The 25,515-nt window shown below is 60.2% G+C and carries 21 protein-coding genes; 12 read left to right on the forward strand and 9 right to left on the reverse strand.

What is annotated here, in order from left to right:
• Nucleotides 1–130: 130 nt before the first annotated feature.
• Together catA and H8699_RS10855 are read right to left on the reverse strand one after the other, a co-directional pair.
• Nucleotides 131–754, reverse strand: a complete 624-nt coding sequence (gene catA / locus H8699_RS10850; protein WP_249285705.1) for a type A chloramphenicol O-acetyltransferase — start codon at nt 752–754, stop codon at nt 131–133.
• Nucleotides 755–798: 44 nt separating this feature from the next.
• A complete protein-coding gene (locus H8699_RS10855; RefSeq protein ID WP_249285706.1) occupies nt 799–1,284 on the reverse strand; it encodes a PaaI family thioesterase in 486 nt (161 codons plus the stop codon).
• 145 nt (nt 1,285–1,429) lie between these two features.
• Here H8699_RS10855 and H8699_RS10860 point away from each other — a divergent pair, with 145 nt between their 5' ends.
• Nucleotides 1,430–2,026, forward strand: a complete 597-nt coding sequence (locus H8699_RS10860; protein WP_249285707.1) for a hypothetical protein — start codon at nt 1,430–1,432, stop codon at nt 2,024–2,026.
• A gap of 438 nt (nt 2,027–2,464) precedes the next feature.
• Nucleotides 2,465–3,271 (forward strand): sugar phosphate isomerase/epimerase family protein, encoded by an 807-nt coding sequence (locus H8699_RS10865; protein ID WP_249285708.1) that lies wholly within the window; start codon nt 2,465–2,467, stop codon nt 3,269–3,271.
• Here H8699_RS10865 and H8699_RS10870 read toward each other — a convergent pair.
• The gene (locus H8699_RS10870) at nt 3,268–3,780 is read right to left on the reverse strand and encodes a carboxypeptidase-like regulatory domain-containing protein (protein WP_249285709.1); all 513 of its coding nucleotides are present in this window, start codon (nt 3,778–3,780) and stop codon (nt 3,268–3,270) included. The two genes, H8699_RS10865 and H8699_RS10870, sit on opposite strands and share 4 nt — an antisense overlap.
• Before the next feature lie 213 nt (nt 3,781–3,993).
• On the opposite strand from H8699_RS10870, the gene H8699_RS10875 reads away from it, so the two are divergent.
• Complete coding sequence (locus tag H8699_RS10875) at nt 3,994–5,430, forward strand: glucose-6-phosphate isomerase (RefSeq protein ID WP_249285710.1); 1,437 nt, start codon at nt 3,994–3,996, stop codon at nt 5,428–5,430.
• Between the two features lie 95 nt (nt 5,431–5,525).
• On the opposite strand, the gene H8699_RS10880 is transcribed toward H8699_RS10875, so the two are convergent.
• From H8699_RS10880 to thiT, 3 genes are all read right to left on the reverse strand, one after another.
• Nucleotides 5,526–5,813: a hypothetical protein gene (locus H8699_RS10880; protein ID WP_249285711.1), complete on the reverse strand. Its 288-nt coding sequence runs from the start codon at nt 5,811–5,813 to the stop codon at nt 5,526–5,528.
• Between the two features lie 393 nt (nt 5,814–6,206).
• Nucleotides 6,207–7,049 (reverse strand): tyrosine-type recombinase/integrase, encoded by an 843-nt coding sequence (locus H8699_RS10885; protein ID WP_249285712.1) that lies wholly within the window; start codon nt 7,047–7,049, stop codon nt 6,207–6,209.
• A 184-nt stretch (nt 7,050–7,233) separates the two neighbouring features.
• Complete coding sequence (gene thiT, locus H8699_RS10890; RefSeq protein ID WP_249285713.1) at nt 7,234–7,875, reverse strand: energy-coupled thiamine transporter ThiT; 642 nt, start codon at nt 7,873–7,875, stop codon at nt 7,234–7,236.
• A gap of 127 nt (nt 7,876–8,002) precedes the next feature.
• On the opposite strand from thiT, the gene yfbR reads away from it, so the two are divergent.
• The 8 genes from yfbR to gatB all read left to right on the forward strand — a co-directional run bounded on the left by yfbR (nt 8,003) and on the right by gatB (nt 19,927).
• The gene (yfbR, locus tag H8699_RS10895; RefSeq protein WP_249285714.1) at nt 8,003–8,602 is read left to right on the forward strand and encodes a 5'-deoxynucleotidase; all 600 of its coding nucleotides are present in this window, start codon (nt 8,003–8,005) and stop codon (nt 8,600–8,602) included.
• A 133-nt stretch (nt 8,603–8,735) separates the two neighbouring features.
• Nucleotides 8,736–9,305, forward strand: coding sequence for a CDP-diacylglycerol--glycerol-3-phosphate 3-phosphatidyltransferase (gene pgsA, locus H8699_RS10900; RefSeq protein WP_249285715.1), 570 nt, complete (start codon nt 8,736–8,738; stop codon nt 9,303–9,305).
• Nucleotides 9,306–9,605: 300 nt separating this feature from the next.
• Nucleotides 9,606–9,812 carry a hypothetical protein gene (locus H8699_RS10905; protein WP_249285716.1) on the forward strand — a complete coding sequence of 69 codons (207 nt, stop codon included), beginning with the start codon at nt 9,606–9,608 and terminating at the stop codon, nt 9,810–9,812.
• A gap of 251 nt (nt 9,813–10,063) precedes the next feature.
• Entirely contained in the window at nt 10,064–12,700 is a 2,637-nt protein-coding gene (locus tag H8699_RS10910) for a valine--tRNA ligase (protein ID WP_249285717.1), read from the forward strand.
• Between the two features lie 124 nt (nt 12,701–12,824).
• Nucleotides 12,825–14,135: a bifunctional folylpolyglutamate synthase/dihydrofolate synthase gene (locus tag H8699_RS10915; RefSeq protein ID WP_249285718.1), complete on the forward strand. Its 1,311-nt coding sequence runs from the start codon at nt 12,825–12,827 to the stop codon at nt 14,133–14,135.
• Nucleotides 14,136–14,947: 812 nt separating this feature from the next.
• Nucleotides 14,948–17,026, forward strand: coding sequence for an aspartate--tRNA ligase (aspS, locus tag H8699_RS10920; RefSeq protein ID WP_249285719.1), 2,079 nt, complete (start codon nt 14,948–14,950; stop codon nt 17,024–17,026).
• 5 nt (nt 17,027–17,031) lie between these two features.
• Nucleotides 17,032–18,498 carry an Asp-tRNA(Asn)/Glu-tRNA(Gln) amidotransferase subunit GatA gene (gatA, locus tag H8699_RS10925; RefSeq protein ID WP_249285720.1) on the forward strand — a complete coding sequence of 489 codons (1,467 nt, stop codon included), beginning with the start codon at nt 17,032–17,034 and terminating at the stop codon, nt 18,496–18,498.
• Entirely contained in the window at nt 18,491–19,927 is a 1,437-nt protein-coding gene (gene gatB / locus H8699_RS10930) for an Asp-tRNA(Asn)/Glu-tRNA(Gln) amidotransferase subunit GatB (RefSeq protein ID WP_249285721.1), read from the forward strand. The genes gatA and gatB overlap by 8 nt, the downstream gene beginning before the upstream one ends.
• 98 nt (nt 19,928–20,025) lie before the next feature.
• Here the strand turns inward: gatB and H8699_RS10935 are convergent, their stop codons facing one another.
• On the reverse strand, nt 20,026–21,336 hold the full coding sequence (locus tag H8699_RS10935; RefSeq protein ID WP_249285722.1) for a GGDEF domain-containing protein: 1,311 nt from the start codon (nt 21,334–21,336) through the stop codon (nt 20,026–20,028).
• Nucleotides 21,337–22,012: 676 nt separating this feature from the next.
• On the opposite strand from H8699_RS10935, the gene H8699_RS10940 reads away from it, so the two are divergent.
• Nucleotides 22,013–23,014, forward strand: a complete 1,002-nt coding sequence (locus H8699_RS10940) for a PhoH family protein (protein WP_249285798.1) — start codon at nt 22,013–22,015, stop codon at nt 23,012–23,014.
• Nucleotides 23,015–23,108: 94 nt separating this feature from the next.
• Here H8699_RS10940 and H8699_RS10945 read toward each other — a convergent pair whose 3' ends face one another.
• Nucleotides 23,109–24,485, reverse strand: coding sequence for an MATE family efflux transporter (locus tag H8699_RS10945; RefSeq protein WP_249285723.1), 1,377 nt, complete (start codon nt 24,483–24,485; stop codon nt 23,109–23,111).
• Nucleotides 24,486–24,648: 163 nt separating this feature from the next.
• The gene (locus H8699_RS10950) at nt 24,649–25,494 is read right to left on the reverse strand and encodes a hypothetical protein (RefSeq protein ID WP_249285724.1); all 846 of its coding nucleotides are present in this window, start codon (nt 25,492–25,494) and stop codon (nt 24,649–24,651) included.
• Nucleotides 25,495–25,515: the final 21 nt, after the last annotated feature.

Below are 25,515 nucleotides of genomic sequence, written 5' to 3' on the forward strand. Positions count from 1 at the left end.
GATATATGGGAAATATATTTTTTGCCGGCTGGAATATATCTGTAGGGGGGAGAATGAGGGATGCAAAATGGCCGGGGAAGCCAGAAAGAGCGGCATCCCCGACCTTGCAGATGCGGTGAAATTTTAGGCTTTACCGGGCGATCAGAGCCTGCAGGTCATGGATGAACTGGCAGGCGTGGTAGCCATCGCATACGGCGTGGTGCACCTGCAGGGCGAGGGGGATAAGGTATTTCCCATCCGCCTCCACATACCGGCCCAGCGTAAAGATGGGCAGCAGGTAGGTGTATCCCTTTTCAAGGTTTAAGTTGAACCCCTCAAAGGTGGCCCAGGGGATCATGGATACGTTAAAGTGGTTCTCGGGCAGGCCGGGCTTGGCCAAAAAGCCCGGCTTATCGCCATAGGCCGCCAAATCGGCCTCGTAGGCGGCGCAAAAGGCGTCGTAATCCTGGCAAAACGCGGTCCAGATGGTGGAAAAGGTATGGGTATCCTTATGGAATACGGTGTAGCAGGGCAGCATCTGGCTGTACAGGCCCAACTGCCCTTGGGCGTTGATCGCGTAACGGAAGGCTTCGTGGCGGTTGACGGCGGCAGTGATGGCGTAAAGCATGGTTGGGTAAAGCTTTTGTCCCCTTTGCAGGATGGGCGTAATATCCAGCTTTACGCACATGCTATAGGTACAGGGCTGGGCGGAGAAATAGTGCTCAAAATACTCTTCCCGCGCCCAGGTCTCCCGGTTGACCGGGGTAAAAACCATGGTATCCTCTCCTTTAAAGCAGTCTAAAGCGGAGGGCCTGTGCGCTACATCTCCCTGCGCCCGTCAGGGTTGGCGTAGCACATCTCCTCATGGTAGTCCGCCTGGGTGATCTTCTCAGTAGGCAGGTGCAGGTATTTAATGTGCGCCTCGGCCAGCACCTGGCCCTCCAGGTCCAGGATCTGAGCCTGGCTTTCGATAAAGCGCGCAGTGGCCCGCAGCACCTGGCCCCGGCCGCGCAGTTCCACGCCATAGGGGACGGGCTTGCGGTATTTGGTCGTCAGGCTGAGGGTGACGGCCAGCGCCTCGGGGTGTTCCACCCAAAAGGCGCGGCAGCCCAGCTCGTCCAGCATGGCGGTGATCAGCCCCCCGTGCACCCGGCCGGGGTAGCTTTGGTGCTCGGCGCGGTAGCAAAAGGCGCTCATCACGCTGCCATCCTCCATCTCGTAAAAGGGCGCCTGCACGCCGTAAGGGTTGTCCAGCCCGCAGATCACGCACATGCGGCTGTTATTTTGTTTGGATAGGATCTTCATCTTCGTTGCCTCATTTATTTTCGTGATTTTTTTGCCGCGCACCCGGGCAAAAGGGGCGCCGCACCTCCAGTTTACTTCGTCAAAAGCGGCCCTGTCAACGCATGGCGGCGGGCGCAGGCGGGCATACTAGCGCCGAGGTGATACGATGCCGGTAGGCTATATAATCGTTGTGGTGCTGATAATCCTTTTCGCTTTTGACGCGCTGCCGGACTGGGATGCGCGGCTGCACGTCAAAAAGATATGGCTGCTGGCCGCGCTGGCGGCCCTGGCGCTCTCCGGTTTTGCGCGGGGAGTGAACCTGGGGAACCTGCTGTGGTTCAACCCCATCGCCCTTGCACTGGTGCTGGGCTTTGGCGCGGCGCTGATCTGCAAACAGGGCGTGCGGGGCCTGCTGGGGCCGGTGTTTGCCATCATGCTGGGCACGCTTTTGCGGGTGGGCTTTGCCGAGCTTTTGGACCAGTGGTTCTACCCCTCTTTCTGGATGCTGGGGCTGATCGAGGGCGTATTCGCCTTTGGCCTGGGGCTGACCCCCATCGGGTCGGTGAGCTGCGCGCTGATCGGCCCGCCGGTCAGCCAGATCGTCTATGGCATATTTGCGGGTGCGGGCGGGGTATCGGTAGCCATTGGGGACGCCTTCAGCGCACAAATGGTGGCCGTGGCCACTGCCGGTGCGCTCAGCCTGGTGCTGCAGTGGGCGCAGTACCGCCGCCGCGCCAGGCGCCTGCAGGTGCCGCTGCGCTAAAAAAAATCCATTCATGCGTTTATGCCCAGAGATTTTTCCTGCCTCCCTTGATGAAGGGAGGCAGCGCTTTGACTGGGCATTACGTTCTAAACGGATGCGCTTCAGTGTAAAGCCCAATGGCCGTCCTGAGACTCCTCGCTGGCGTTCGGCATGACAGGATTGGAAGTGATAACCTGCGTGGGAAAGTGGGGATTCTCATTTAAGTATATGAAATAAGAACGAAGCAAAAAAGGGAGGATTTTCAGCCGATCCGCTGCTTGCTTTCCCTTTCGCTCACCTCCCTCTGACGAGGGAGGTGGCGCGGCTCTGCCCGCGCCGGAGGGAGAGAAACCTTCCGGCGCAAACCCATCCTTTTCCATGGGCGTCTACCCCCTTGCGCCTTTGCAAAGCGGCCCGCGCTCTGCTATACTTGTAGCAGAGATAAAGGGGGGCATTTTCATGCAGGTCGGGTTATCCACCGCCAGCTTTTACCCGCTGATCTATAACGAGCAGGCCGTAGAGGAGATCGGCCGCCTGGGGATCAGGGATTGCGAGATATTTTTATCCACTTACAGCGAATATACAAAAGAATTTGGAGAGGAACTGTACCGCCGGGTGCGCCATTGGGGGCTGCGGGTGCATAATGTGCACACGCTCTCCACCCAGTTTGAGCCGCAGCTGTTTGCCCGCGTGCCCCGCCAGCGGGCGGACGCGCTGGGGTTCTTCCGCCGCGTGCTGGCCATTGGCCAGCGGCTGGGCGCGGAAAATTACGTGTTCCACGGCCCGGCCAACCTTAAGCGCACGCCGGTGATCCACTATAACTATCCCTTTTTGGGGGAGCGCATTGGCGAGCTTTGCCAGGTAGCTGCCGAATACGGCATGGCCGTAGCCTGGGAGAACGTGCACTGGTGCCAGTTCTGCCGGCCGGAGTTTGCCGCGCACATTCTGGAGGTGTGCGACCACCCCGGCCTCAAGTTTACGCTGGATATCAAACAGGCCATGCAGGCGGGGTGCGACCCGCTTAAGTTTATCCCAGCCATGGGTAAAAGGCTGAACAACGTGCACCTGTGCGATTTTGAGAGCGACGGCACGCTGCGCCTGCCCGGGGAGGGCGGGTTTGATTTTGGCCGCCTCAAGGCCGCGCTGGACGGGGCGGGCTACAAGGGCCCGCTGCTGGTGGAGGTGTACGCCAGCAATTATCAGGATTATGCCCAGCTGGGCCGCAGCGTGCAGCGCATGCGGGAGATCTTCTGCCCCGGGGATTAACGGGGGCGGAACCGGTCCAAAAGCTCCTGCACCCATTCGGCCTTAGGGCCTTCCACCAGCGCAAAGGGCTGGCTGTAAAGCTGGTCGCGCTCAAACATCATCACCACCGGGTCTGTGCGGGCCTGGCCGGGCTCTACCTGCAGGTGGAAAAGGGCGTAGTCCTCATACCCCTCGCAGTAGGCCAGCACGCTGATTTCGCCCCACTCCTGGGGGTGCAGCTGGTCGTAACGGGTATCCCGGAGGATGGGGACGGGTATGTCGGGGGTGTAGCCCTGCTCGTCGGTATGGTAGTGCTCCCCGGTCTCGGCGATCACCACCTCGGCGCCCGGCAGGTCGGCGCCGGTGTGCCCGTCCTGCACGCGGATGCGCAGCGTGGCCTGCGTCTGGGCCTCGGGGGCGTTTAAGCCGCCCAGCGGCGAAAGCCAGGCAACCCCAAGGCACAGGAGGATCACCGCTGCACACAGCGCGGCCGAACCGACGATCAGGATCTTACGATTTGGCAGATGCATATCTATACCCCTTCCGTATCACAGTCTTTTCTACTATATGCGCGGCCTATAGCGCCATAGCCTTAAGAAGATAGTAAAATTATGTAGTAAAATCGTAAAATTATATTGCGAAATGGATTTTGCACTTTGAAACCTGCGCTTTTTCGTCTATAATATTCATTTGAAAAAGAATTGTAAAATTGATATTTCTAAGTAGAGAGAGGATGTATGTTCATGCGCTACGAGGATGCAAATTGGCAAAAGGCGATGCGGCTGAAGGTGGACTACAACAACATGCTGGCCGGCTACTCCAAGGCCGCGGCGGCCATTACCCCTCAGGAGATCGCGGCGTTAAAGGATAAGGCGGCCGAGGCTTTCCAGTTCATCGCCCAGAACCGGGGCAAGGGCACCATGGAGTGGAGCGAGCTGCCCTACAACCAGGATGCGGTGGTGGCGGATATCCTGCAGGAGGCAAAGGCCATCCGCGAAAAGTGCGATACCTTTGTGGTGCTGGGCATCGGCGGTTCGGCGCTGGGCCCCATCGCCGTGCAGCAAGCCCTTAACCATTTAAATTATAACGAGCTGCCCGCCGAAAAGCGGGGCGGCCCGCGCGTGTACGTGCTGGATAATATCGACCCGGAGCGCATCAGCGGCATTTTGGATATTATCGACCCCAAAAAGACGGTGTTCAACGTCATCACCAAGTCCGGCTCCACCTCGGAGACCATGAGCCAGTATCTGATCTTCCGCGAGATCTTAAAGGGCGCGCTGGGGGAGGATTATGCCGGCCATATCGTGGCCACCACGGATGCTGAAAACGGCTATCTGGTCAAGATCGCCGCGCAGGAGGGCTTTAAGGCCTTTGTCATCCCCGCGGGGGTGGGCGGCCGCTTTAGCGAGATGTGCCCGGTGGGCCTGCTGGCCGCGGCGGTAGCGGGTATCGATATCCGCGAGATGCTCGCCGGCGCGGCGGCGATGGATAAGATCGCCAGCAATACCGACATTATGCAAAACCCCGCCTGCCTGGGCGGCCTGCTGCAATACATCGCCATGCAAAAGGGCATGAACATTACCGTGATGATGCCCTATGCCGACAGCCTGCGCTACATGGCGGACTGGTACGCCCAGCTGTGGGCCGAGTCCCTGGGCAAGCAGTATGCCCTGGATGGGAAGACCGAGGTGTTCACCGGGCAGACGCCGGTCAAGGCACTGGGCGTGACCGATCAGCACTCTCAGGTGCAGCTGTATACCGAGGGGCCCTTTGACAAGGTGGTCACCTTCCTGGCGGTGGAGAAGTTCCGCTGCGATGTGACGATCCCCCACGGCCATGAGGATATCCCGGCCGTCGGTTTCCTGGGCGGCCACACCATGGCCGAGTTGCTGGAGGCCGAGATGAACGCCACCGAGTACGCCCTTTATAAGGCCAAGCGCCTCAGCTGCAAGGTCACCCTGCCCGAGGTCAACGCCTTTACCATCGGCGAGCTGCTGTATTTCTTTGAGATGCAGGTCTCCTTCGTGGGCGCGCTGCTGGGTATCGATACCTTTAACCAGCCCGGCGTTGAGGAGGGCAAGGTTGCCACCTATGCGCTTTTGGGCCGCCCGGGCTTTGAAGAGAAAAAGGCGGAGCTGGATGCCCGCCCGGCCAAGGACCCGGCCTTTATCCTGGAATAGGCAAAAGAGCAAAGCAAAAGCGGCATGGCTTAAAGCCATGCCGCTTTTTTTATTCCGCGGCGCTTATATTTCCGCTGTGCCGCCGGCGCCGGCCCCTAGAGGGCGCGATGGCGCGCGCCCTCTCCGGCCCCGGCGGCGGATAGCGCCCCGCCCTCAAAGCGGGCCAGGAGGTAGGCTCTGGCCTGCTGCGGGTTGGCCGCGCGTTTTTGCGTAAGGTATTGGCAGGCGTCCAGCCACTGCGGAGCGGGGAAATCCTCCAGCGCGGTATCCGCCAGCAGGGCATACAGCTTATCCTGCCGCTGAGGTTTACACCGCAGGTCCGACAGATAATCGCACTGCATTTTATAAGATAGGTATTCCAGCAATGTAATCGGTTGGTTCATGCTCTGTCTTTGCCCCTTTCATCGCGCTTGCCGCCTCCTGCGCAGCGGTTTGTGATGCATACACGCGCGTTGGGCAATGGGCTGGTTTGCAAAACCACAGAATAAACATTCTGTGGTACGCGTGTATAGGGTTTTGCTGCACAAAGTACACATTGGACGCTTTTAGTATAGCGCCACTGCCCGTAAAAATCAACCGGCGCCGCTGGAATTCGACAAGTTTCGCCGCGGGTTCCAGCGCAAATAAGCCTGAAGTTCCACATATTTCCAGGCTGTTTTTTTCGTGCTTTTTTACTGGAAAAATCTTCCATACTGCCTCAATAATCCAGTCTTTCTAAACTGCCCCCGACCCGAAGGCACCACAGAATGTTTATTCTGTGGTTTTTTTATTTCCCCCTAAATCACCATCTTCATCTTGCGCAGCGTGCGCTCGTGCTGCCGGGTGCTGGCAGCCACGTAGATGCGGGTGGTCTCAATGGACGAGTGGCCCAGGATATCCGCCAGATGGCATAGGTTGCGCTCAATGGCGTAAAAGCTGCGGGCAAACAGGTGGCGCAGGTTGTGGGGATACACCTTGCTGGGGATGATGCGGGCCAGCGCGCACAGCTTTTTCATCTCATGGCAGATATTGCTCCGGTCCAGCGGCTTTCCGCTTTTGGTGCAAAAGATAGGCCCCCCCTCAAGGCCGCGCTTACGGGCATAGGCCAGCAGCTTTTTGCACAGCTCCTGGGGCAGTAAAATGGTGCGGCACTTGCCCTTGAGGTAGAGCTCCACGCTGCCGCTTTGGGCGGCCTCCACCGTGATGTAGCACAGCTCACTCACCCGGATGCCCGTGCTGCCGATGGTCAGCATCAGGTGGTAAAGCCGCTCCTTGCCGCTGGACCTGGCGGCGGAGAGCAGCCTGTGGTACTGGGCGGCGGTCAGCTCGCGCTTTTCTTCGATAAAGGCGCTGCGCTGAACTTTGAGCAGGCGCACCTTGCAAAGGGGCAGCTGCATAAAGTCCAGGAAGCTGTTGATAGCAGAGAGCTTGGCGTTGATGGTGCTGCTCTTAAAGCCGCCCTTTAACTGCTCCCGGTAGGCCAGGACAGCAGCCTTGCTCAGCGCTTTGCCGGTCAGGAAATGCCCCAGCGCCCGCACCTCGTGCAGATACTTTTCCACCGTCGCGCGCGATTTTTCGCTTTCCACCAGATAACCCCTAAAGGCCGCGAGGTTCTTATTGGTCACAAAAATTGGTCGCATTTCTTATCCTCCAAAATATTTGTTACCATTAAGTATGCCCCATAATTGTAATGCAGCGGTGGATAAAACATTGAGGAGTTTTCGTAGTTTGCTGGAAAATACTGTAAACGACAGTAAAAGGCCCAGGTGAAGCGCCGCTCCAGCTGGGCCTTTTGCAAATTATGCGGTTTTATTGTAGGATAATCTATATCCGGCGCCCTGCGTTGGCCTGCAGCCTCAGCCGCTCGATCAGGCGGCGGGTGGGGGGCAGCAGCACCAATATCAGGCAGATAGCCAGGTCCGGCCCCACCACGGAGGCGTTATAGCCCAGCGAATACAGGGCCACATTGGCCCCCTCGGGCGCGTAGGCGCCAAAAAAGAACACCCCGGCCAGAAAATGGCAGGCAAACCGCCCCAACCCGGCGACGAGCACGCCCAAGGCCAGGTTTTTGCGGAAGAAACCGGCCAGCCCCAGGCAGGCAAAGGCCAGGATATAGTCCAGAAACAGCCCCATGGGATGGGTGACGTAAAAATCCTGAAACAGCTGCAACAGGCCGTAGGCCGTGCCGGCCAGTATGCCCGGCAGCCCGCCGAAGATGAAGCTGAAAACCATGACCGGCAGCATGCTGCCCGGGGTGACCGAGCCGCCCTGAGGCATGCGGTAAAAGCGGATATAGCTTAGGATGAACCCCAGGGCGATGCAGATGGCGGCATAGGTCAGCATGCGGGCGTTCCACCTTTTGCGGCCCAGGGCCAGCAAAAAGGCCAGCGCCACCAGGGCAATAAGCGTCATCCATACCTCGGGCTTAACAAGGCCAAAGCTGGAGAATATTTGGGATAGGTCCATTAAACGCACAGCTCCTTTCAGGGGGCTTGTTGGGCGGCCCCGCTCCCCGTATCATAGGGAAACGGGCGCTGCTTTGTCAAGTACGCGCCCGGCTTTTGAGGGCCCAAGGCACATAGGGAGGAATAAGATGAGACAGAAAAACAGTCCCTTTTTTGCATATATGTCCCGGATGAAGCTGATCCGCCGCTGGGGTTTGATGCGCAACACCCGGGAGGAGGACATTGCCCAGCATTCGCTGCAGGTGGCCATGGTGGCCCACGCCCTGGCGGTGATCCGCAACCGGGAGTTTGGCGGCCAGACGGATCCGGAGCACGTGATGGCATTGGCGGTTTACCACGAGGCCGGGGAGGTGATCACCGGGGATATGCCCACGCCCATCAAGTACTTTAACCCGGAGATTCGCAAAGCATACCACGCCATAGAGGACGTGGCCTGCCATAGATTGCTGGACATGCTGCCCGAAGCGCTGCGCGCAGATTACCAGCCGCTGCTGCTCCAGCCCCGGGAGGGGGAGGCGCACGCGCTGGTCAAGGCGGCGGATAAGCTGTGCGCCTATTTAAAGTGCGTGGAGGAAGAGCGCAGCGGCAACGATGAATTCCGATCGGCCAAAGCGGTTACCCTAAAGGATATAGAGGCGATGGGACTGCCGGAGGTGGAGCGCTTTTTGCAGCTGTTCGGCCAGGGGTTTGGCCAGACGCTGGATGAATTGAACCAGGACGGGGATTAACATTTTCTTAAAGCCGCCGGGGCCCCTCTAGGCGAAGGGCCGCAAATGTGCTATAATAAGGCATATTTTGGATAAACTAAGGGCGCTTTGGGCCCCGAAGGACGATAGCAGGCAAAGGATGTGCTTAGGCTCCATGACGATACCCAATATTTTGACCGTGATACGCCTTTTGATGGTAGGCGTATTTTATTGGCTGTTCCAGTCGGGCGAGTGGATATGGGCGTGCGTCGTCTTTGTGGTGGCCGGCATTACCGACCTTTTGGACGGCTATATCGCCCGAAAGTATAATATGATCTCCAACTTTGGCAAGCTGATGGACCCGCTGGCCGATAAGCTGATGGTGCTGACGGCCATCTTCTGCCTGTGGTCGGCCCATCTGGTGCCCACGGCGGTCATTATCATCATCGTCGTGAAGGAGCTGGCGATGATCGCCGGGGCCTCCTTTATCTTTGGCAAGCGTAAAAAGGTGGTGTACGCCAACTGGGTGGGGAAGATCGCCACAGCCTGCACCTTTGCGGCCATCGTGCTGCTGTTTTTGGACCAGTGGGTGCGCCCGGTGGGTTCCATCGTGCTCTACATCGGCGTGACCTTCCAGGTGCTGGCGCTGGTGCAGTACGCGGCGCTGAACCTTTTTGGCTGGCAGCCCAAACACGGTAAGCTCAAGATTTCCGCCCCGATGAACGACCGGGAGGTTGACAAATAAGGGCGAAATCGGTAATATTATTTGAAAGCCGATGACCGGGAGGAGGGCATGGGCTGCGCATCCCAGGGTAAAAAAGAGAGGGGCCCCCAGGCTGAAAGGGCTCTAAGGGGATGGCGGTCTGCCCGGGTCGCCCGCAAGGCGCCCGCGTGAAAGAGCAGTAGCGCCGGGCCGGTGACGCCGTTACCGTCGCTTTCAAGGAGGGCGCGCCTGTTTGCGCCAATCTGAGGTGGTACCGCGGAAAACGCCGTTTTCCGTCCTGAGCTGTAAGGACGGAAAACGGCTTTTTTGATGGAGGAAGGCATGAATTATCTGTTGGAGCGTCTGGAAGAGATCGGCATCCCGGCGCTTGTTCTGCTGGCGCTGGGCATCGTTTTGGCCTTTGGGGCCAAGCCCTTTTGGGAGCGCAGGGGCAAAGAGGGCGAACATCTGGCGGCGTGCGTGCTCTACACCAAGCTGGCCGCGCTGGCACTGGTGCTGGCAAGCGTGCTGCTGGGCATGGTGTTTTAGAGGGATGTTTGATGGCGACCTGCGCGCTGGGTTTTAGGAAGAAAAGACTTATGTCAAGCGCGTACCCGAACCGCGCAGGTCAAGCGCGGGCGAGAGGCCATGCAGGCGATCCCTCGCCCGTAGCTCTGAAGGAAGCTATCCCCGGGCCTCGGGTCAAGATAGGCCCATCAGCGCGGCTAACGGGCGCTTAAAAATATAAATACACAATGTACGCGATTTTAGCTTTCTGATTTTTAAAGGAGGATGTTTTTATGGCGAGCGCACCCATGGATAAGGTGTACGATCCCCAGTCGGTTGAGAGCCGGCTGTACAAAGAGTGGATGGACAAGGGCTACTTCCACGCTAAGCGGGACCCGGATAAAAAGCCCTTTACCATCGTCATCCCGCCCCCGAACGTGACGGGGCAGCTGCACATGGGCCACGCCCTGGACAATATGATGCAGGACGCGCTGATCCGCTTTAAGCGCATGCAGGGCTACGCCGCCCTCTGGCTTCCGGGCACCGACCACGCCAGCATCTCCACTGAGATGAAGGTGGTGGAGCAGCTGCGGGGCGAGGGCACCAATAAGCGCGACCTGGGCCGCGAAAAGTTTTTGGAGCGCGCCTGGGAGTGGAAGCGCACCTACGGCGGGCGCATTGTCGAGCAGCTCAAGCGCTTGGGCTCCTCCTGCGATTGGGAGCGGGAGCGCTTTACCATGGACGAGGGCTGCAACAAGGCCGTGGTCGAGGTATTCAACCGCCTGTACGAAAAGGGCCTGATCTACCGAGGCAACCGCATCATCAACTGGTGCCCCCACTGCGAGACCTCCCTTAGCGACGTGGAGGTGGAGTACGAGGAGCAAGCCAGCCACCTGTGGCATATCCGCTACCCCCGCGTGGACGGCAAGGGCGAGATCGTGGTGGCCACCACCCGGCCTGAGACCATTTTGGGCGATATGGCCGTGGCCGTGCACCCGGAGGACGAGCGCTATGCGGACCTGATCGGCAAGATGGTGGAGCTGCCCCTTTGCAACCGGCAGATCCCCGTGATCGCCGACGAGTACGTGGAAAAGGACTTTGGTACCGGCGCGGTGAAGATCACCCCCGCCCACGACCCCAACGACTTTGAGGTGGCCATGCGGCACGGCTTAGAGGTGCTGCGCGTGATCGCCGACAACGGCAGTATGAACGAGAAGGCCGGCGCCTATGCCGGGTTAGACCGGATGGAATGCCGCAAAAAGCTGGTGGAGGACCTGCAAGATGGCGGCTTCATGGTCAAGATCGAGGATTATACCCACAACGTGGGCCATTGCGAGCGCTGCAAGACGGTGGTGGAACCCATCGCCTCGGAGCAGTGGTTCGTCAAGATGGAGCCGCTGGCCGGCCCGGCGATCGCGGCGGCCAAAAACAAGGACGTACAGTTCGTGCCCGAGCGATTCGAGCGCACCTATTTAAACTGGATGGAGAATATAAGGGACTGGTGCATCTCCCGCCAGCTGTGGTGGGGCCACCGCATCCCGGCCTGGTATTGTCAGGATTGCGGGGAGATCATCGTCGCCCGCGAGACGCCGGAAAGCTGCCCCAAGTGCGGCAGCCACAGCTTAAAGCAGGATGAGGATGTGCTGGATACCTGGTTCAGCTCGGCGCTGTGGCCGTTCTCTACCCTGGGCTGGCCGGAGCAGACCGAGGACTTTAAGTACTTCTACCCCACGGATATCCTGGTCACAGGGTATGACATCATCTTCTTCTGGGTGGCGCGGATGATCTTCTCGGCTCTGGAGCAGACCGGCAAGGCACCCTTCCACCACGTGATCATGCACGGCATCGTGCGCGACAGCCAGGGCCGCAAGATGAGCAAATCCCTGGGCAACGGCATCGATCCGCTGGAGGTGGTGGACAAGTATGGCGCCGACGCGCTGCGCTTTAGCTTAGCCACCGGCAACTCCGCCGGGAACGACATGCGCTTTTACTGGGAGAAAGTGGAGTCCAGCCGGAACTTTGCCAATAAGATCTGGAACGCCGCCCGCTTTGTGATGATGAATGCCGAGGGGAAAGAGATCCCCGAGATCGACGTATCGCAGCTGGACGCGGCGGATCAGTGGATCCTCACCCGGTATAACCTGGCCGTGCAGGAGGTGACGGATTTCTTAGAGAAGTTCGACCTGGGGCTTGCCGCCGCCAAGATCTACGACTTTATCTGGAGCGAGTTCTGCGACTGGTACATCGAGCTTTGCAAACCCCGGCTGCAAAACGGGGACGCGGGCGTGCTGGGCGTGCTGGTGTACGTGTTAAAGGGTATGCTCAAATTGCTGCATCCCTTTATGCCCTTTATTACCGAGGAGATCTACGGCCACCTGCCGGGCGTGGAAGGCAGCATTATGGTAAGCGATTGGCCAGAGGTGAACGAGGCGCTCTGCTTCCCCGAAAAGGCGGCCCAGATGGAGGGCGTGATGGAGCTGATCCGCGCCGTGCGCAACCTGAGAAGCGAGATGAACGTTCCCATGGGCAAGCGCACCAGCCTGACGGTGCTGCCCCAGGGGGATTGGGGCGACGCGCTTGCGGCCGCCCAGGTGTATATCTCCCGCCTGGCCTATGCCTCCGCGGTCAACTTTATCGCCGGTAAGGGGCAGGTGCCGGAAAAGGCGGTCTCCGCGGTGTGCGCCGCCGGCGAGGTGTTTATCCCCTTAGGGGAACTGGTGGATGTGGAAAAAGAGCTTGCGCGCCTGAATAAGGAGCTGGAGGGCCTGCGCAAGGAAGTGGCCCGGGCCGAGGGCAAGTTGAGCAACCCCGGCTTTGTCAATAAAGCGCCGGAGAAGATCGTCGCCGAGGAGCGGGAAAAGCTGGCCTTAAACCAGGATAAGCTGGAGCGCCTGGGCGAGCGCATCGCCGCCCTGCAGGAAATGCGCTAAAGGCGTATCTGGACGAAAATAAAGGGGATTCTTCGCACCTTGAGGCGGAGAATCCCCTTTTCATAGGCGGGCGATGGGCTTACAATGGAGATACGCATCAGAATACGGCAAAGGGAGTGCGGCTATGGATTACGCGCAGGCAATATCTTATATCGACGGGTGCCAGCGGTTTGTGGGCAATAAGGACGGGTTAAAGAATATCCTAGGGCTGACGGACGACCTGGGGCAGCCGCAGCGCAAATACCCGGTGATCCACGTGGCGGGCACCAACGGCAAGGGCAGCGTATGCTGCTATGTGGATACGGTACTGCGCCGGGCGGGCTACAAGACCGGGCTTTACACCTCCCCCTACCTGCAGCGCTTTAACGAGCGCATCCGCATCCGCGGGGAAAACGCGACCGATGAGCAGATCGCGCGCTGGGCCACGCAGGTCAAAGCGGCGGTGGATGCCCGGCTGCAAAGGGGCTTTATCCACCCGGCCATGTTTGAGGTCATCACCGCCATGGGCTTTTTGGGCTTTGCCCAGGAGCGGATAGACGCGGCTGTGGTCGAGGTGGGCCTGGGTGGCCGGCTGGACGCCACCAACGTGGTGCAGCCTGCCATTACGGCCATCGCCGCCATAGGCCTTGACCATACCCGGGTGCTGGGGGATACGCTGGAACAGATCGCCTTTGAAAAGGCGGGCATTATCAAGCCCGGCGTGCCGGTGGTGCTCTACCCCCAGGGGGAGGGCGTGCGCGCGGTGGTGCGCAAGGCGGCCCGGGAAAAGGGCGCGCCGCTCATCGACCTGGCGGACTGGCAGATTGACATCCGGCAGGAGAGCCTCGCCGGCGTGCGCTTTGACCTGCGCGGCCCCGGGGGCGAGGCGCTTTGCGATCTGCACATCCGCATGCTGGGCCGCTACCAGGCCTATAACGCGGCGGTGGCCGCGGCGGTTTTGCTGACGCTGCAAAAGATGGGCTGGCAGCTTACCGAGGGGGACATCCGCGAGGGGTTGGCCCAGGCTTCCTGGCCCGGCCGCTTTGAGGTATTGGGACAAGACCCGCTGACCCTGATCGACGGGGCGCACAACCCCCAGGGCGCCCAGGCCCTGCGAGAGGGGCTTAGGGCCTACCTGCCAAAGGGCATGCCGGTGGTGCTGTGCTGCGGGGCGCTAAACGGCAAGGACGCCGCCGGCGTGATGGCGGAACTTTCCGCCTTTGCCGCCGAGGCCGTGCTGACCGACCCGCCGGGGACGGACCGGGCAAAACCCGCGCAGGAGCTGGTCCCCTATTTTGCGGGCAGACCCGTCACCGTGGAGCGGGACGCCCGCGCGGCGGTAGCCTATGCCGTGCGGCGCGCGCAGGCGCTGCAGGGGGCGGCGGTGGTGGCCGGCTCGCTCTACCTGGCCGGGGCGGCGCGCACCTGGCTGCGGGGAGATGCAAAGGAAAAATAAATATTCGTTAAAAGAATATTTATCCGGTTTTGTGCGGGCCGCACTTTCTTGCGGGCCGATGGCGTGATTGCCCGGATCGATCAGACGTTGTAACTGGTTTTCCAACGCAAACAGGCCCTCGGATATTTCGGGAGCCGGTACATAAAAATGCAGATTATGATAAGAAAAAAGGCGCTCTTGGGCCGTTACCCAAAAGCGCCTTTGCTTTTTCTAAAGGTATTATAGCACGCCCGCAAAGGAGCGGGCAAGGGGGTAAAATGCATTTTTTTGCAAAGCGCCTGCATAATCCCTTGCCTGGCGGCGCAAACTGGGATTGACAAATGGGTGGCGTAAGGCTATAATCCCATTTAAGAAAAGTCCATAGCCGCATAGCGGCAAAAGTTGAAAAGCGATGAAGGGCAAAAGTAGCCCGGGTTCGCCCCGGTAAGAGAGCGGCGCGTTTGGTGTAAGCGCGGCACGGGGCGCCGGAGGAAGAACAGCCCAGAGCCGCCTGGCCAAAAGGGGAGTACCCCAAGTAGGGCAGGACGCGGCCGGCGCGTGAAAGCCGGGGGCAATGGAGCCTGTTATTGTGATGGAATGGGACAGTTGCCTTAAGAGAGGTTGGAGGCGTAGCCTCCGCAAAATTGGGTGGTACCGCGTAAGAGATCAGTCTTTCGTCCCGTTGAGGGATGGAAGGCTTTTTTTATTGCGATTTGGCCCCAAAAGGGGAAGGGACAGCGGCGTAAGAAGCGGCAAAAATCAACTTTGGCCCTGCGTCAATGCGGCGCGGGCGGGTATTTTACTTTGGCATCAATAGGGCGAGGAGGATGGATATGAAGCGCACAAGTTACTGCGGCACGCTGCGGCAGGTGCAGATGGGCACGCGCCAGACGGTGATGGGCTGGGTGCAGAACAAGCGGGATATGGGCGGGGTGATCTTTATCGATCTAAAGGACCGGGAGGGCACCTTGCAGGTGGTATTCAACCTGCAAAACCTGCCGGCGCAGGAGTTTGCCCTGGCCGAGGGGCTGCGCCTGCAAAGCGTGATCGCCGCCTGCGGCCCCATCTGCAAGCGGGATGAGGAGACCTATAACGAAAAGCTGCAAACCGGCACCATCGAGCTGCGGGCCGAGCATGTAGAGCTGCTCTCCCAGGCCCGGCCGCTGCCCTTTTCACTGGAGGAGGGGGATAAGGTGCGGGAGGAAAAGCGCCTGCAATACCGCTACCTGGACCTTCGGCGTCCCCAAATGCTGCAAAACCTGAAGATGCGCCACCGGGTGCAAAAGTGCGCGGAGCAATTTCTGGACGAGGCGGGGTTTATCAGCATCGAGACCCCGATGCTCACCAAATCCACCCCCGAGGGCGCGCGGGATTACCTGGTGCCCAGCCGGGTCCATCCGGGCAGCTTTTACGCACTGCCCCAATCCCCCCAGATCTTTAAACAGCTGCTGATGGTGGCCGGGGTGGACCGCTATTACCAGGTGGCCCGCTGCTTCCGGGACGAGGACCTGCGGGCCGACCGGCAGCCGGAGTTTACCCAGGTGGATATGGAGATGAGCTTTGTCGACCAGGAGGATATTCTGGAGCACCTGGAAAAGCTGTTTCGCCACATCTTTGAGTGCTGCATGGAAAGGCCGCTTGCCCGCCCCTTCAGGCGGCTGACCTGGCAGGAGGCCATGGATACCTACGGTAGCGACAAGCCGGACCTGCGCTTTGACCTGCCCATTGTGGACCTGACGGACATCGCCGCGGGCTGCGGCTTTTCGGTCTTTCGCCGGGTGTGCGACCGCGGGGGCGTGGTGCGGGCCATCCGCGTGCCGGGCGGGGCGGCCTTTACCCGCAGCGATATCGAGGACCTGACGGCGCGGGCCCTGCGCTATGGGGCGGGCGGCATGGCCTGGATTTTGCTCCGGGAGGATGGGGAGATCAACTCCATCCTGACCAAGTACTTTACTAAAGGCGAGATGCAGGGCATCCTTGCGCGCACGGGGGCGCAAAACGGGGACTTTATCCTCTTTTGTGCCGATCAGCTCTCCACCGTGCGCCGCTGCCTGGGCGGCCTGCGGCTGGACGTAGCGGAAAAGATGGGCCTCAGGGGCGAGGGGGAGTTCCAATTCGCCTTTGTGACCGATTTCCCCCAGTTTGAGTATTCCGCTGCCGAGGGGCGCTTTATCGCCATGCACCACCCCTTTACCATGCCCTATCCCGAGGATATCCCCTACCTCACAAGCGACCCCGGCCGGGTGCGCGCCCAGGCGTACGACGTGGTGCTAAACGGCATCGAGCTGGGCAGCGGCTCCATCCGCATCCACCGGGAGGATATCCAAAAAAAGATGTTTGCGGCCCTGGGCTTTACCGAAGAGCAGATCGAGCAGCGCTTTGGCTTTATGGTGCACGCCTTCCAGTACGGCACCCCGCCCCACGGCGGATTTGCCTTTGGCCTGGACCGGTTGGTGATGCTGCTGTGCGGCGCCTCTTCCCTGCGGGAGGTCATCGCCTTCCCCAAGACCAAGGACGCCGCCTGCCCGCTGACCCAGGCCCCTGGGCGGGTGGACGCAGAACAGCTGGAGACGCTGGGCATAGCCCTTGCGGGGGAGGAGGCGCCCCGGCAGGGCGGCAATGCGCCCAAGCGCCCGCCGCTGCAGGTGGATAAGGTGGCAAAGCTGGCCTGCCTGCGCTTTGACGAACAGGAGAAGGCGGCCATTAAAAAGGATCTGCAGGACGTGATCGCCTTTGCGGACAGCCTGGCGGCCCTGGATACCGCGGGCGTGCCCCCCACGGCCCACGTGGTGCCGCTGCAAAACGTGTTCCGCGAGGATGTAGCGGGCGTGCAGATGGACCGGGACGCGCTGCTCCGTAACGCGCCCACCCGGGCCGAGGGGTATATCGCAGTGCCCCGCGTGGTGGAATAGGAGGGATGAAAGTGGAACGGATCATCGATTGGAGCGCCGCGGCGCTTGCGCTAAAATTGGCGGCGGGCCAGGTCAGCGCCCAGGAGGCGGCCGAAGCCTATTTACAGCAAATAGAAAAGTGCGAGGCGCAGCTGGGCGCCTATATCAAGGTGACGCGGGAGGTCGCCCTGGCCCAGGCCGCGCAGGTGGACGCGCGCCGCGCGGCGGGGGAGCAGTTGCATCCCTTAGCCGGGGTGCCTATGGCCCTGAAGGATAACCTTTGCACCCAAGGGATTGAAACCACCTGCGGCTCTAAAATGCTGCAAAACTTTTGCCCGCCCTATTCGGCCACGGCGGCCCGGCGGCTGGAAGAGGCCGGGTGCGTGCTGCTGGGCAAGGTAAACATGGATGAATTCGCCATGGGTTCCTCCACCGAGAACTCCTATTATCACCCCACGCGCAACCCGGTAGACCCAACCCGGGTACCGGGGGGCAGCTCGGGCGGCTCGGCCGCGGCGGTGGGGGCCAGGGAGGCGGCCTTTGCCCTGGGCTCGGATACCGGCGGGTCCATCCGCCAGCCGGCGGCCTTTTGCGGCGTGGTGGGGATGAAGCCCACCTACGGCGCGGTCTCCCGCTATGGGCTGGTGGCCTTTGCCTCCTCGCTGGACCAGATCGGCCCGCTGACGCGAGACGTGCGGGATAGCGCGCTGGTGCTTTCGGCCATCGCCGGGAAGGATGAGAGGGATTCCACCTGCGTAGGCCGGAACTATGGCGACTTTCAGCAGGATATCGGCCGGGAGGTGACCGGCCTGCGCCTGGGGCTGCCCCGGGAGTTTCTGGAGGAAGGGATCGACCCGCAGGTCAAAGCGGCGGTGCTTGCGGCGGCCAATCGCTATGAAAAGCTGGGCGCCCGGGTAGAGCCGGTATCCCTGCCCACCTTAAAGCACGCCCTGCCCGCCTATTACGTGATCTCCAGCGCCGAGGCCTCCTCCAACCTGGCCCGGTTTGACGGGGTGCGCTATGGCTACCGGGCCAAGGACTACGCGGATATGGATGAATTGTACGAGCGCACCCGCAGCGAGGGCTTTGGCCCCGAGGTCAAGCGGCGCATCATGCTGGGCACCTTCGCCTTAAGCGCCGGGTATTACGATGCGTACTATAACAAGGCCCTGCAGGTGCGCACCCTGGTGGTGCGGGAGTTTGAGGCCCTGTTTAAGGATTTTGACGCGCTGCTTAGCCCGGTGGCGCCCACCACGGCCTACCGCCTGGGCGAGAAGATGGCCGACCCCATGGCGATGTACCTGGGGGATATCTACACCGTGCCGGTGAACATCGCGGGCCTGCCGGCGCTTAGCCTGCCCTGCGGCAGGGATGAGGAGGGCCTCCCCATCGGCATGCAGCTGATCGGCCCGCCCTTTAGCGAGAAAAAGCTCTACCAGCTGGGATACGCGTTTGAACAGGATGATGCAAAGGAGGCGGAAAAGCATGCTTAAAGGCTATGAAATGGTGGTGGGCCTGGAGGTGCATGTGGAGCTGAAGACCAAAACCAAGATCTTTTGCGCCTGCCCGACCGATTTTGGGGCCGAGCCCAACACCCAGGTCTGCCCGGTTTGCCTGGGGATGCCCGGGACGCTGCCGGTTTTAAACCGCCAGGTGGTGGATTTTGCCGTCAAGGCCGGGCTGGCCACCCATTGCACCATCGCCAGCTTTTCCAAGCAGGACCGGAAGAATTACTTTTACCCCGACCTGCCCAAGGCTTACCAGATCTCCCAGTACGACCTGCCGCTTTGCGAGCACGGGTACCTCCATATCCAGACCCCGGAGGGGGAAAAGCGGGTGGGCATCACCCGCATCCATATTGAGGAGGACGCGGGCAAGCTGGTGCACGATGAGCAGTTGGGCACGCTGATCGACTGCAACCGCTGCGGCGTGCCGCTGATCGAGATCGTATCCGAGCCGGACATCCGCAGCGCCAAAGAGGCGGTGGCATACGTGCAAAAGCTGCGGGCCATCATGCTGTACACCGGCATATCGGATTGTAAGATGAACGAGGGCTCGCTGCGGTGCGACGTGAACCTATCCGTGCACAAACTCGGCGCCCCCTTTGGCACACGCACCGAGATGAAAAACCTCAACTCCTTCCAGTCCATCGAGCGGGCGATCGGCTATGAATACCGCCGCCAGGTAGAGGCGCTGGAGAGCGGCGAGGCCATCGTCCAGGAGACCCGGCGCTACGACCAGCAAAGCGGCAAGACCTATTCCATGCGCCGCAAGGAAGATGCGGACGATTACCGCTACTTCCCCGACCCCGACCTGGCCCCCATTGTGCTTACGCGCGCCCATATCGACGCGCTGGGGGCGCAGATCCCCAAGCTTCCGGACGCGCGCAAGGCGGATTACGTATCCCGCCTGGGGCTTGGCCCCATCTTAAGCGAGCGGCTGACCGAGAAAAAGGAGATCGCCGACTATTTTGAGCAGGCCGCCGGCTATACCCGCAGCCCCGAGACCCTGGGCAACCTCATCATCTCCGAGGTTTTCCGCCTGATGGGCGAGGGAGAGGATACGCGCATCCCCATCGCGCCGGAGCATCTGGGGGCGGTCGCGCAGATGGTGGCCGACGCCCACATCAACTCCAGCACGGCCAAGCGCCTGATCGGCCGGATGTGGGAGGCGGACGAGGACCCCAAGGCCCTTGTGGAGCGGGAGGGCTTAGCGCAGGTGAACGACCCCGAAACGCTGCTGGCCGCCGTGCGCAAGGCCCTGGCGCAAAACCCACAGGCGGTGGACCAATACCGCAAGGGTAAGCTAAGCGCATCTAAAGCCCTGATGGGCGCGGCCATGCGCGAGACCGCCGGCCGGGGCAATCCCCAGGTGCTGGAGCATCTGGTGAATGAGCAGCTTAAGCAGAACGATAAAAATTAAAACCATCAAAGCAAAAACCAGGCGCGCGGGGCCCTAAGCCATGGAGCAGGATTTCCCGCACGCCTGTTTTTTTATTTCATAGCTAGTTATTTACTGCTTTACACCAGGCCGGCCTGCGCGCAATCGGCATAGAAGGCGTACCGGTCTTTGCCCAGCTGCTTGGCGCAGTACAGCGCCCGGTCCGCCCGCTGCAGCAGTGCGGAAAAATCGCCCGCATCCTCGGGGAAGCGGGCCACACCCATGCTGGCCGAGCTGTTAAAGCGCCGCAGCAGCGGGTCGCCATGGAAGATGGCCTGCAGCTGGTGCAGCTTGCCCTCCAGCGCCTCCCGGGTCAGGCCGCTTTGCAGGTAGACCACAAACTCGTCCCCGCCGTAGCGGGCGGTCAGGTCCTCCTGGCGGAAGCACCGGCGGATGCGCTGGGCGATGGTGTGCAGCACCTCGTCCCCGGCGGCGTGGCCCAGGGTATCGTTAACGGCCTTAAAGTCGTCGATATCGATAAAGATCAATGCGCCCGGTTTTTTGCTTTTGCCCGCCAGCATACCGGCGGCCAGCTCCTGTAGCGCGGCACGGTTATAAAGCCCGGTCAGCGCGTCCAGCTTGGCTTGCTCGCGCCACTGAGTGGCCTCGGTTTTCAGCTCGTCGATGTTGATCAGCTTGCCCACGATATTCAGGCACCGGGTCTTTTGCTCATCCCAAAGGGCGGTGGCGTACAGCTCGAACCAGGCGTAGCGCCCCTGGCGGGTCTTAAGGCGCAGGCTGCCCTTGACGCCCACCGGCTCTTGGCGGCATTTTTCGATGATGCGCAGCGCCACCTGCCGGTCCGCCTGATGGATCAGGTCGCTTTGCCCGATGCGCCAGGCTGCCCTGTCTACCTCGCCTGCCCGTCCAAACTGGGTAAAGAAGGGAGCGGAAAAGCTGGCCCGGTCCCGGGTCAAGTCATAATCGAACACCACCACGGTGCGGATGGCCTCCCCAGCCGTTTCGGCATGGGCGATAAAGCTGTCCGTAGCCGGGTCGTACTCCAGCAGCACTTCGGCGCGGGATTCGATGGCGGCCCGGTACAGGTGCTGGGCCTGCTTTAGCTGGCGCTGCGTTTCTTCCCGCGCCACAGCGGCGGGCGGACGCAGCGTAATGGCCAGGGCCGGTTCTCCCGCCCATTCGAGCGGGGCTGCGCATAGTTCCAACCGGTTTGCCCCATCATCTATGGCCAGAGAGGCGGCCAGCTCACCCAAGGGGGTGAAAAGCTGCGGCCATACCTGGCGGCAGGGCAGGCCGGGCCGCGCGTCGGGCGCGGCCTGGGCCATGGCGGGGTTTAGGTAAAGGATGTGCAGATCCTTTTGGCGCAGGATGATCAGCCCGCAGTCCTGCACCGCGCCCATAGATTGTGGATGGTTCGTTTGCCCGTTCATGTGCCTCTTCCTTCTATTTAAGCGAAAAGCGTTGGTGCCGCACCGGGGCGGGCGCCAAACAGCGCGCGCTAGGTCAAATTAGGTTCCGCCTGCTGGGCGCATGGGGATATGCCCCACCGCGGCGGATACGTCCGCGCGAAAAAGTAGACTTTTTCGTTCGCTATCATGTATACTGGAACAAGGAGTAAATTGGTAATTTATATTCGATTCTATGGGATTATAGAAAAGGTTTGTCTGCGTCGGGGTGCTGAATTGATTTTTATGCACCGAACGAAAAAGTCTACTTTTTCGTTCGCCCCGGCGCTTTCGTTTTATACGCGCAAAAAGCGCACTTGCGGGTAAAAGGGCGCCCTGGCGGATTAAAAAAGATCAAAACGCGGCGGCAATGTCCACTTCGGCCGCGCGGCCGCCCGCATTAGGCCTGCTGCCAGACTTTTTACACGGGCTTAACAGTATGACAACATAATAATGGGTAGAAAGTGGCCTTACACAAGAAGCTGGATTTTTATGCAGCCCGTTCTAAAGCCGGGCGAGCGGGCGGCGGCGGGGGAAGATTCGCCTTTTTTTGCCGGGCAGGGGCGCGGATGAATCTTGCAAGTTTTCATTTGGAATACTATAATCAAGATACGTGCCCGATGTGCAGGGCGCGCAAGCCTAAAGGAGGGGTTTTTTGCAGATGCTTCAGGTGGAATTTGACGATATGGCCCAGGTGATGAGCGTTTTCGGTCCGTATGACGAATATGTCAAGGCCATCGAAAAGGCGCTGGGCGTGGCTGTCAAATCCCGCGATAACGTAGTGGAGGTCTCGGGCGAGGCGGACGAGGATGTACGTATCGCCGCGGAGACCCTGCGCACCCTTAAAAAGATGCTGGCCAAGGGCGAGCAGATGAGCGAGTGGATGGTGGGCCAGGCCATGGATATGGTGCGCAGCGGCAACGCCGACGACGCCATCGAGGCCATGAGCGACGTGGTAGCCGTGACTTACCGGGGCAAGCCGGTCAAGTGCCGCACCATCGGCCAAAAGCGGTATATCAAGGCCATCAAGAACCATACGGTCACCATCTGCATCGGCCCTGCCGGTACGGGTAAGACCTATCTGGCCATCGCCATGGCGGTGGCGGCCTTAAAGCGCAAGGAGTGCAGCCGCATCATCCTCACCCGCCCGGCGGTGGAGGCGGGGGAAAAGCTGGGCTTTTTGCCGGGGGACCTGCAAAGCAAGGTAGACCCCTACCTGCGCCCGCTGTACGATGCGCTGTTTGACTTTCTGGGGCAGGAGCAGTTCAACCGCCTGCTGGAAAACGGCACCATTGAGGTAGCGCCGCTGGCTTACATGCGCGGGCGTACCCTCAACGACAGTGTGGTCATCCTGGACGAAGGGCAAAATGCTACACTGCCCACCCTCAAGATGGTGCTGACCCGCTTTGGCGAGGGATCCAAGGTGATCCTCACCGGGGACATCACCCAGATCGACCTGCCGCGGGAGAACGCCAGCGGCCTTAAAAAGGCGGCGGATATCCTGACGGATATCGAGGGCATCTCGGTCGTGTACCTGACCAATAAGGACGTGGTGCGCCACAAGCTGGTCAAAGACATCGTCAACGCCTTTGAAAAGTACGAAAAGGCCCAGGGCGGAGGGGCAAAAGCCGCCTCCCGCCGGTTTGTGCGCAAGGAAGGCTAGCCTCCACATAAGCGCACGTTTTATTATCAATAATCCCCCTGTCCCAATCGCGGGACAGGGGGATTGGCTTATGCCCGAGAAAGGCGCGGATGGGCTATTGGGCGCCCTCGCGCGTCAGGTTGTTCAGCCATAGGTATTTGCGGTACCGGGGATAGATCCAGGGCAGTTTTACGATCTCATCGGCGCACATCAGGATATAGACCACGATGACCGGCCAGTGGAACACGAAGGTGCCCAGCAGCGCCAGGGGCAGCGAAAAGCACCAGGAGGCAAAAAATACGCTGAGGGCATCATACCGGGCATCGCCGCCCGCCGGGAATACGCCGCATACGATGACCGTATTGACGGAATAGGCAAAGACGTAAAACGCGCTGAAGATCAGCATGATGATCAGATACGCCTTTGCGGTTTCCGACAGTACGAAGAACTCTGCCACAATGGGGCCCAGGATGCATAAAATCAGCATATGGATGCCGCCGACCCAAAAGGAGATGTGGCAAAACCGTTTCCCGTACACCTTGGCCCTGTCAAACAGGTTCTGCCCAAGCAGCTTGCCCACCATAATGCCTGCCCCTGCGGAAATCCCCTTGCACACGCAGGTGATCAGCTCCTGGGCGATGGAGGTGATGGAGGCCGCGGCCGTAGCGTCGGAGCCGAGGTGCCCCATAATAAACGAGTGCATGGAAAAGCCCAGCCCCCACGCCAGGCTGCTGCCCAGCATCGGCAGCGCAATCTTGAACAGGTCCCGGGTCACGTCGGCGGAAAACCATTTAAAGCCCGCCCAGTCGGGGTGGACGCTCTCGCCGCGATGGGATTCGGCGATGCACCAGATGAGCGCGACCAGCTCAACAAACACGGTGGAATAGGCCGAACCGTTTGCGCCCAGCTTTGGGGCCCCGGCAATGCCGTAGATCAGAAAAAGGTCGAGGACAACATCGGTAATGAGGGTCACTACGGAGATCATGACGCTTTTGGAGGCTTTCCCCTCCAGCTTCATGATGAGGTAATAACACTGGGTGATGCCGCTGAACAGATAGGAAACGCTTACCGCGCGCAGGTAGGATGCGCCGGTGGCGATCAAAGCGGGTTCCGGGGTATAGACCCGCATCAAAAGCTCGGGCACGAACATGGCCAGGGCAAAAAAGACAAAGGAGATGCCCAGCGCCCATTTCATCAGCGAGCAGAACAGGTTTTTGACCATCACCCGGTCGCCCTTGCCCCAGTACTGGGCCAGCAAGACCCCACCGCCGCCCACGACAGCGCCGCTGAACAGATGCATGATAAACGCGATCTGGTTCGCCAGGGAGACCGCGGCCACGGCGTCCTGCGTCAACCGGCCCAGCATCAGCGCGTCCGTTGCGCCAATTAAGGCCACAAGCAGGTTTTGCAGACCGATGGGGATGGCGAGGGAAAACAATTCTTTATAAAAGCTCTTTTTTTCGGTGGCGTCAATTGCGTGCGTCGTATTCATATGTCTTATCTCCCGCTCGTATGAATTTTACGTGTTTTGATACGCCGGTTTATTTGGATAAAAAACGTAAAAACAGGGGCGCGAAAAATCGGCGGCGGACGCGAAGCCCGCCGCCGTAAACGGCTATAGGAACACCGCCCCTAAACGCCTTTTTTCCGCCGCCTTATTTTTCCCACCCAGTGGGGCCGCTAAGGAGCGGGAAGTGGGCGATCAGGTGGCAGATGGCCCCGTCTTTGACCTTAAAGGCCTCGACGATCATCATGCCCCGGCCACCGTCGGCAATGTTTCCGCCGCCCTCCAGCATGCATCCGCTGACCACCAGCCCCCGGGCGGGGTCTACCACCGGAAAGCTGCGGGTGCCCACTGGCGTGGGCCAGCGGAAGGGCGGGTTGTGTTTAAAATCCCCCCGGAAGGAGTGGGAGTGGTTGGTGGTACGGTAACCGTTTTCATAGCGCTGGGCATCCGGATGGATGGGCAGCTTCTCCCAGCCTTCCTTGCGGTCCAGCGCGTCCCAATAGGCGTTGATGATGGCGATCAGCTCCTCCCGGGTGGCGCGCTCTTCCTCCGGGATGGGGATCTCAAATTCCAGATCCGGCAGTTTGATCTCCTCGATCTGGCTGAAAAAGTAGCGCAGACGCTTGTCGCAGGCCAGCTCTTCGATCTCGGCGATCAGCCCGTCGACCACCTTGATGCGCACGGTGTAGTGGTAGTTGGCGGCGTAAACATGGGTCTGGATCTCAAAATCCTGGTTGCGCTCCACGGTCTCATTGGACATCACGCCGAAAAAGACCATTTCGCCGCTGACCGGGTCGATAAAGGTCTGCCGCTCTTTGATGACCAGCGTGTTGCGCCACACCTCGTTGTCCCCTACGGCGATTTCACGTCCGTTATAGGTGGCCCGGCAGTTCGCGGCCAGGGGCAGGGCGTCCGGCGCTTTTTCGATCAGCGCCTCGGTGTACTGTTCCATAATGCGCACGAGCTGCGCGCGCTTTAGTGCCTGTTTTGTCAAAACAACGTCCCCCTTTGTAAA

The organism is Luoshenia tenuis, assembly GCF_014384745.1.
Lineage (GTDB): Bacteria > Bacillota > Clostridia > Christensenellales.

Bases quoted from the DNA above. Each gene is read 5' to 3' on its own strand.
- H8699_RS10885 (WP_249285712.1), bottom strand. From the start codon at position 7,049: ATGCGACCAATTTTTGTGACCAATAAGAACCTCGCGGCCTTTAGGGGT.
- H8699_RS10860 (WP_249285707.1), top strand. From the start codon at position 1,430: ATGCCGGTAGGCTATATAATCGTTGTGGTGCTGATAATCCTTTTCGCT.
- catA (WP_249285705.1), bottom strand. From the start codon at position 754: ATGGTTTTTACCCCGGTCAACCGGGAGACCTGGGCGCGGGAAGAGTAT.
- H8699_RS10880 (WP_249285711.1), bottom strand. From the start codon at position 5,813: ATGAACCAACCGATTACATTGCTGGAATACCTATCTTATAAAATGCAG.
- pgsA (WP_249285715.1), top strand. From the start codon at position 8,736: ATGACGATACCCAATATTTTGACCGTGATACGCCTTTTGATGGTAGGC.
- H8699_RS10875 (WP_249285710.1), top strand. From the start codon at position 3,994: ATGCGCTACGAGGATGCAAATTGGCAAAAGGCGATGCGGCTGAAGGTG.
- H8699_RS10915 (WP_249285718.1), top strand. From the start codon at position 12,825: ATGGATTACGCGCAGGCAATATCTTATATCGACGGGTGCCAGCGGTTT.
- yfbR (WP_249285714.1), top strand. From the start codon at position 8,003: ATGAGACAGAAAAACAGTCCCTTTTTTGCATATATGTCCCGGATGAAG.
- gatB (WP_249285721.1), top strand. From the start codon at position 18,491: ATGCTTAAAGGCTATGAAATGGTGGTGGGCCTGGAGGTGCATGTGGAG.
- aspS (WP_249285719.1), top strand. From the start codon at position 14,948: ATGAAGCGCACAAGTTACTGCGGCACGCTGCGGCAGGTGCAGATGGGC.
- thiT (WP_249285713.1), bottom strand. From the start codon at position 7,875: ATGGACCTATCCCAAATATTCTCCAGCTTTGGCCTTGTTAAGCCCGAG.
- H8699_RS10945 (WP_249285723.1), bottom strand. From the start codon at position 24,485: ATGAATACGACGCACGCAATTGACGCCACCGAAAAAAAGAGCTTTTAT.
- H8699_RS10855 (WP_249285706.1), bottom strand. From the start codon at position 1,284: ATGAAGATCCTATCCAAACAAAATAACAGCCGCATGTGCGTGATCTGC.
- H8699_RS10935 (WP_249285722.1), bottom strand. From the start codon at position 21,336: ATGAACGGGCAAACGAACCATCCACAATCTATGGGCGCGGTGCAGGAC.
- H8699_RS10905 (WP_249285716.1), top strand. From the start codon at position 9,606: ATGAATTATCTGTTGGAGCGTCTGGAAGAGATCGGCATCCCGGCGCTT.
- gatA (WP_249285720.1), top strand. From the start codon at position 17,032: ATGAAAGTGGAACGGATCATCGATTGGAGCGCCGCGGCGCTTGCGCTA.
- H8699_RS10865 (WP_249285708.1), top strand. From the start codon at position 2,465: ATGCAGGTCGGGTTATCCACCGCCAGCTTTTACCCGCTGATCTATAAC.
- H8699_RS10910 (WP_249285717.1), top strand. From the start codon at position 10,064: ATGGCGAGCGCACCCATGGATAAGGTGTACGATCCCCAGTCGGTTGAG.
- H8699_RS10870 (WP_249285709.1), bottom strand. From the start codon at position 3,780: ATGCATCTGCCAAATCGTAAGATCCTGATCGTCGGTTCGGCCGCGCTG.
- H8699_RS10940 (WP_249285798.1), top strand. From the start codon at position 22,013: ATGCTTCAGGTGGAATTTGACGATATGGCCCAGGTGATGAGCGTTTTC.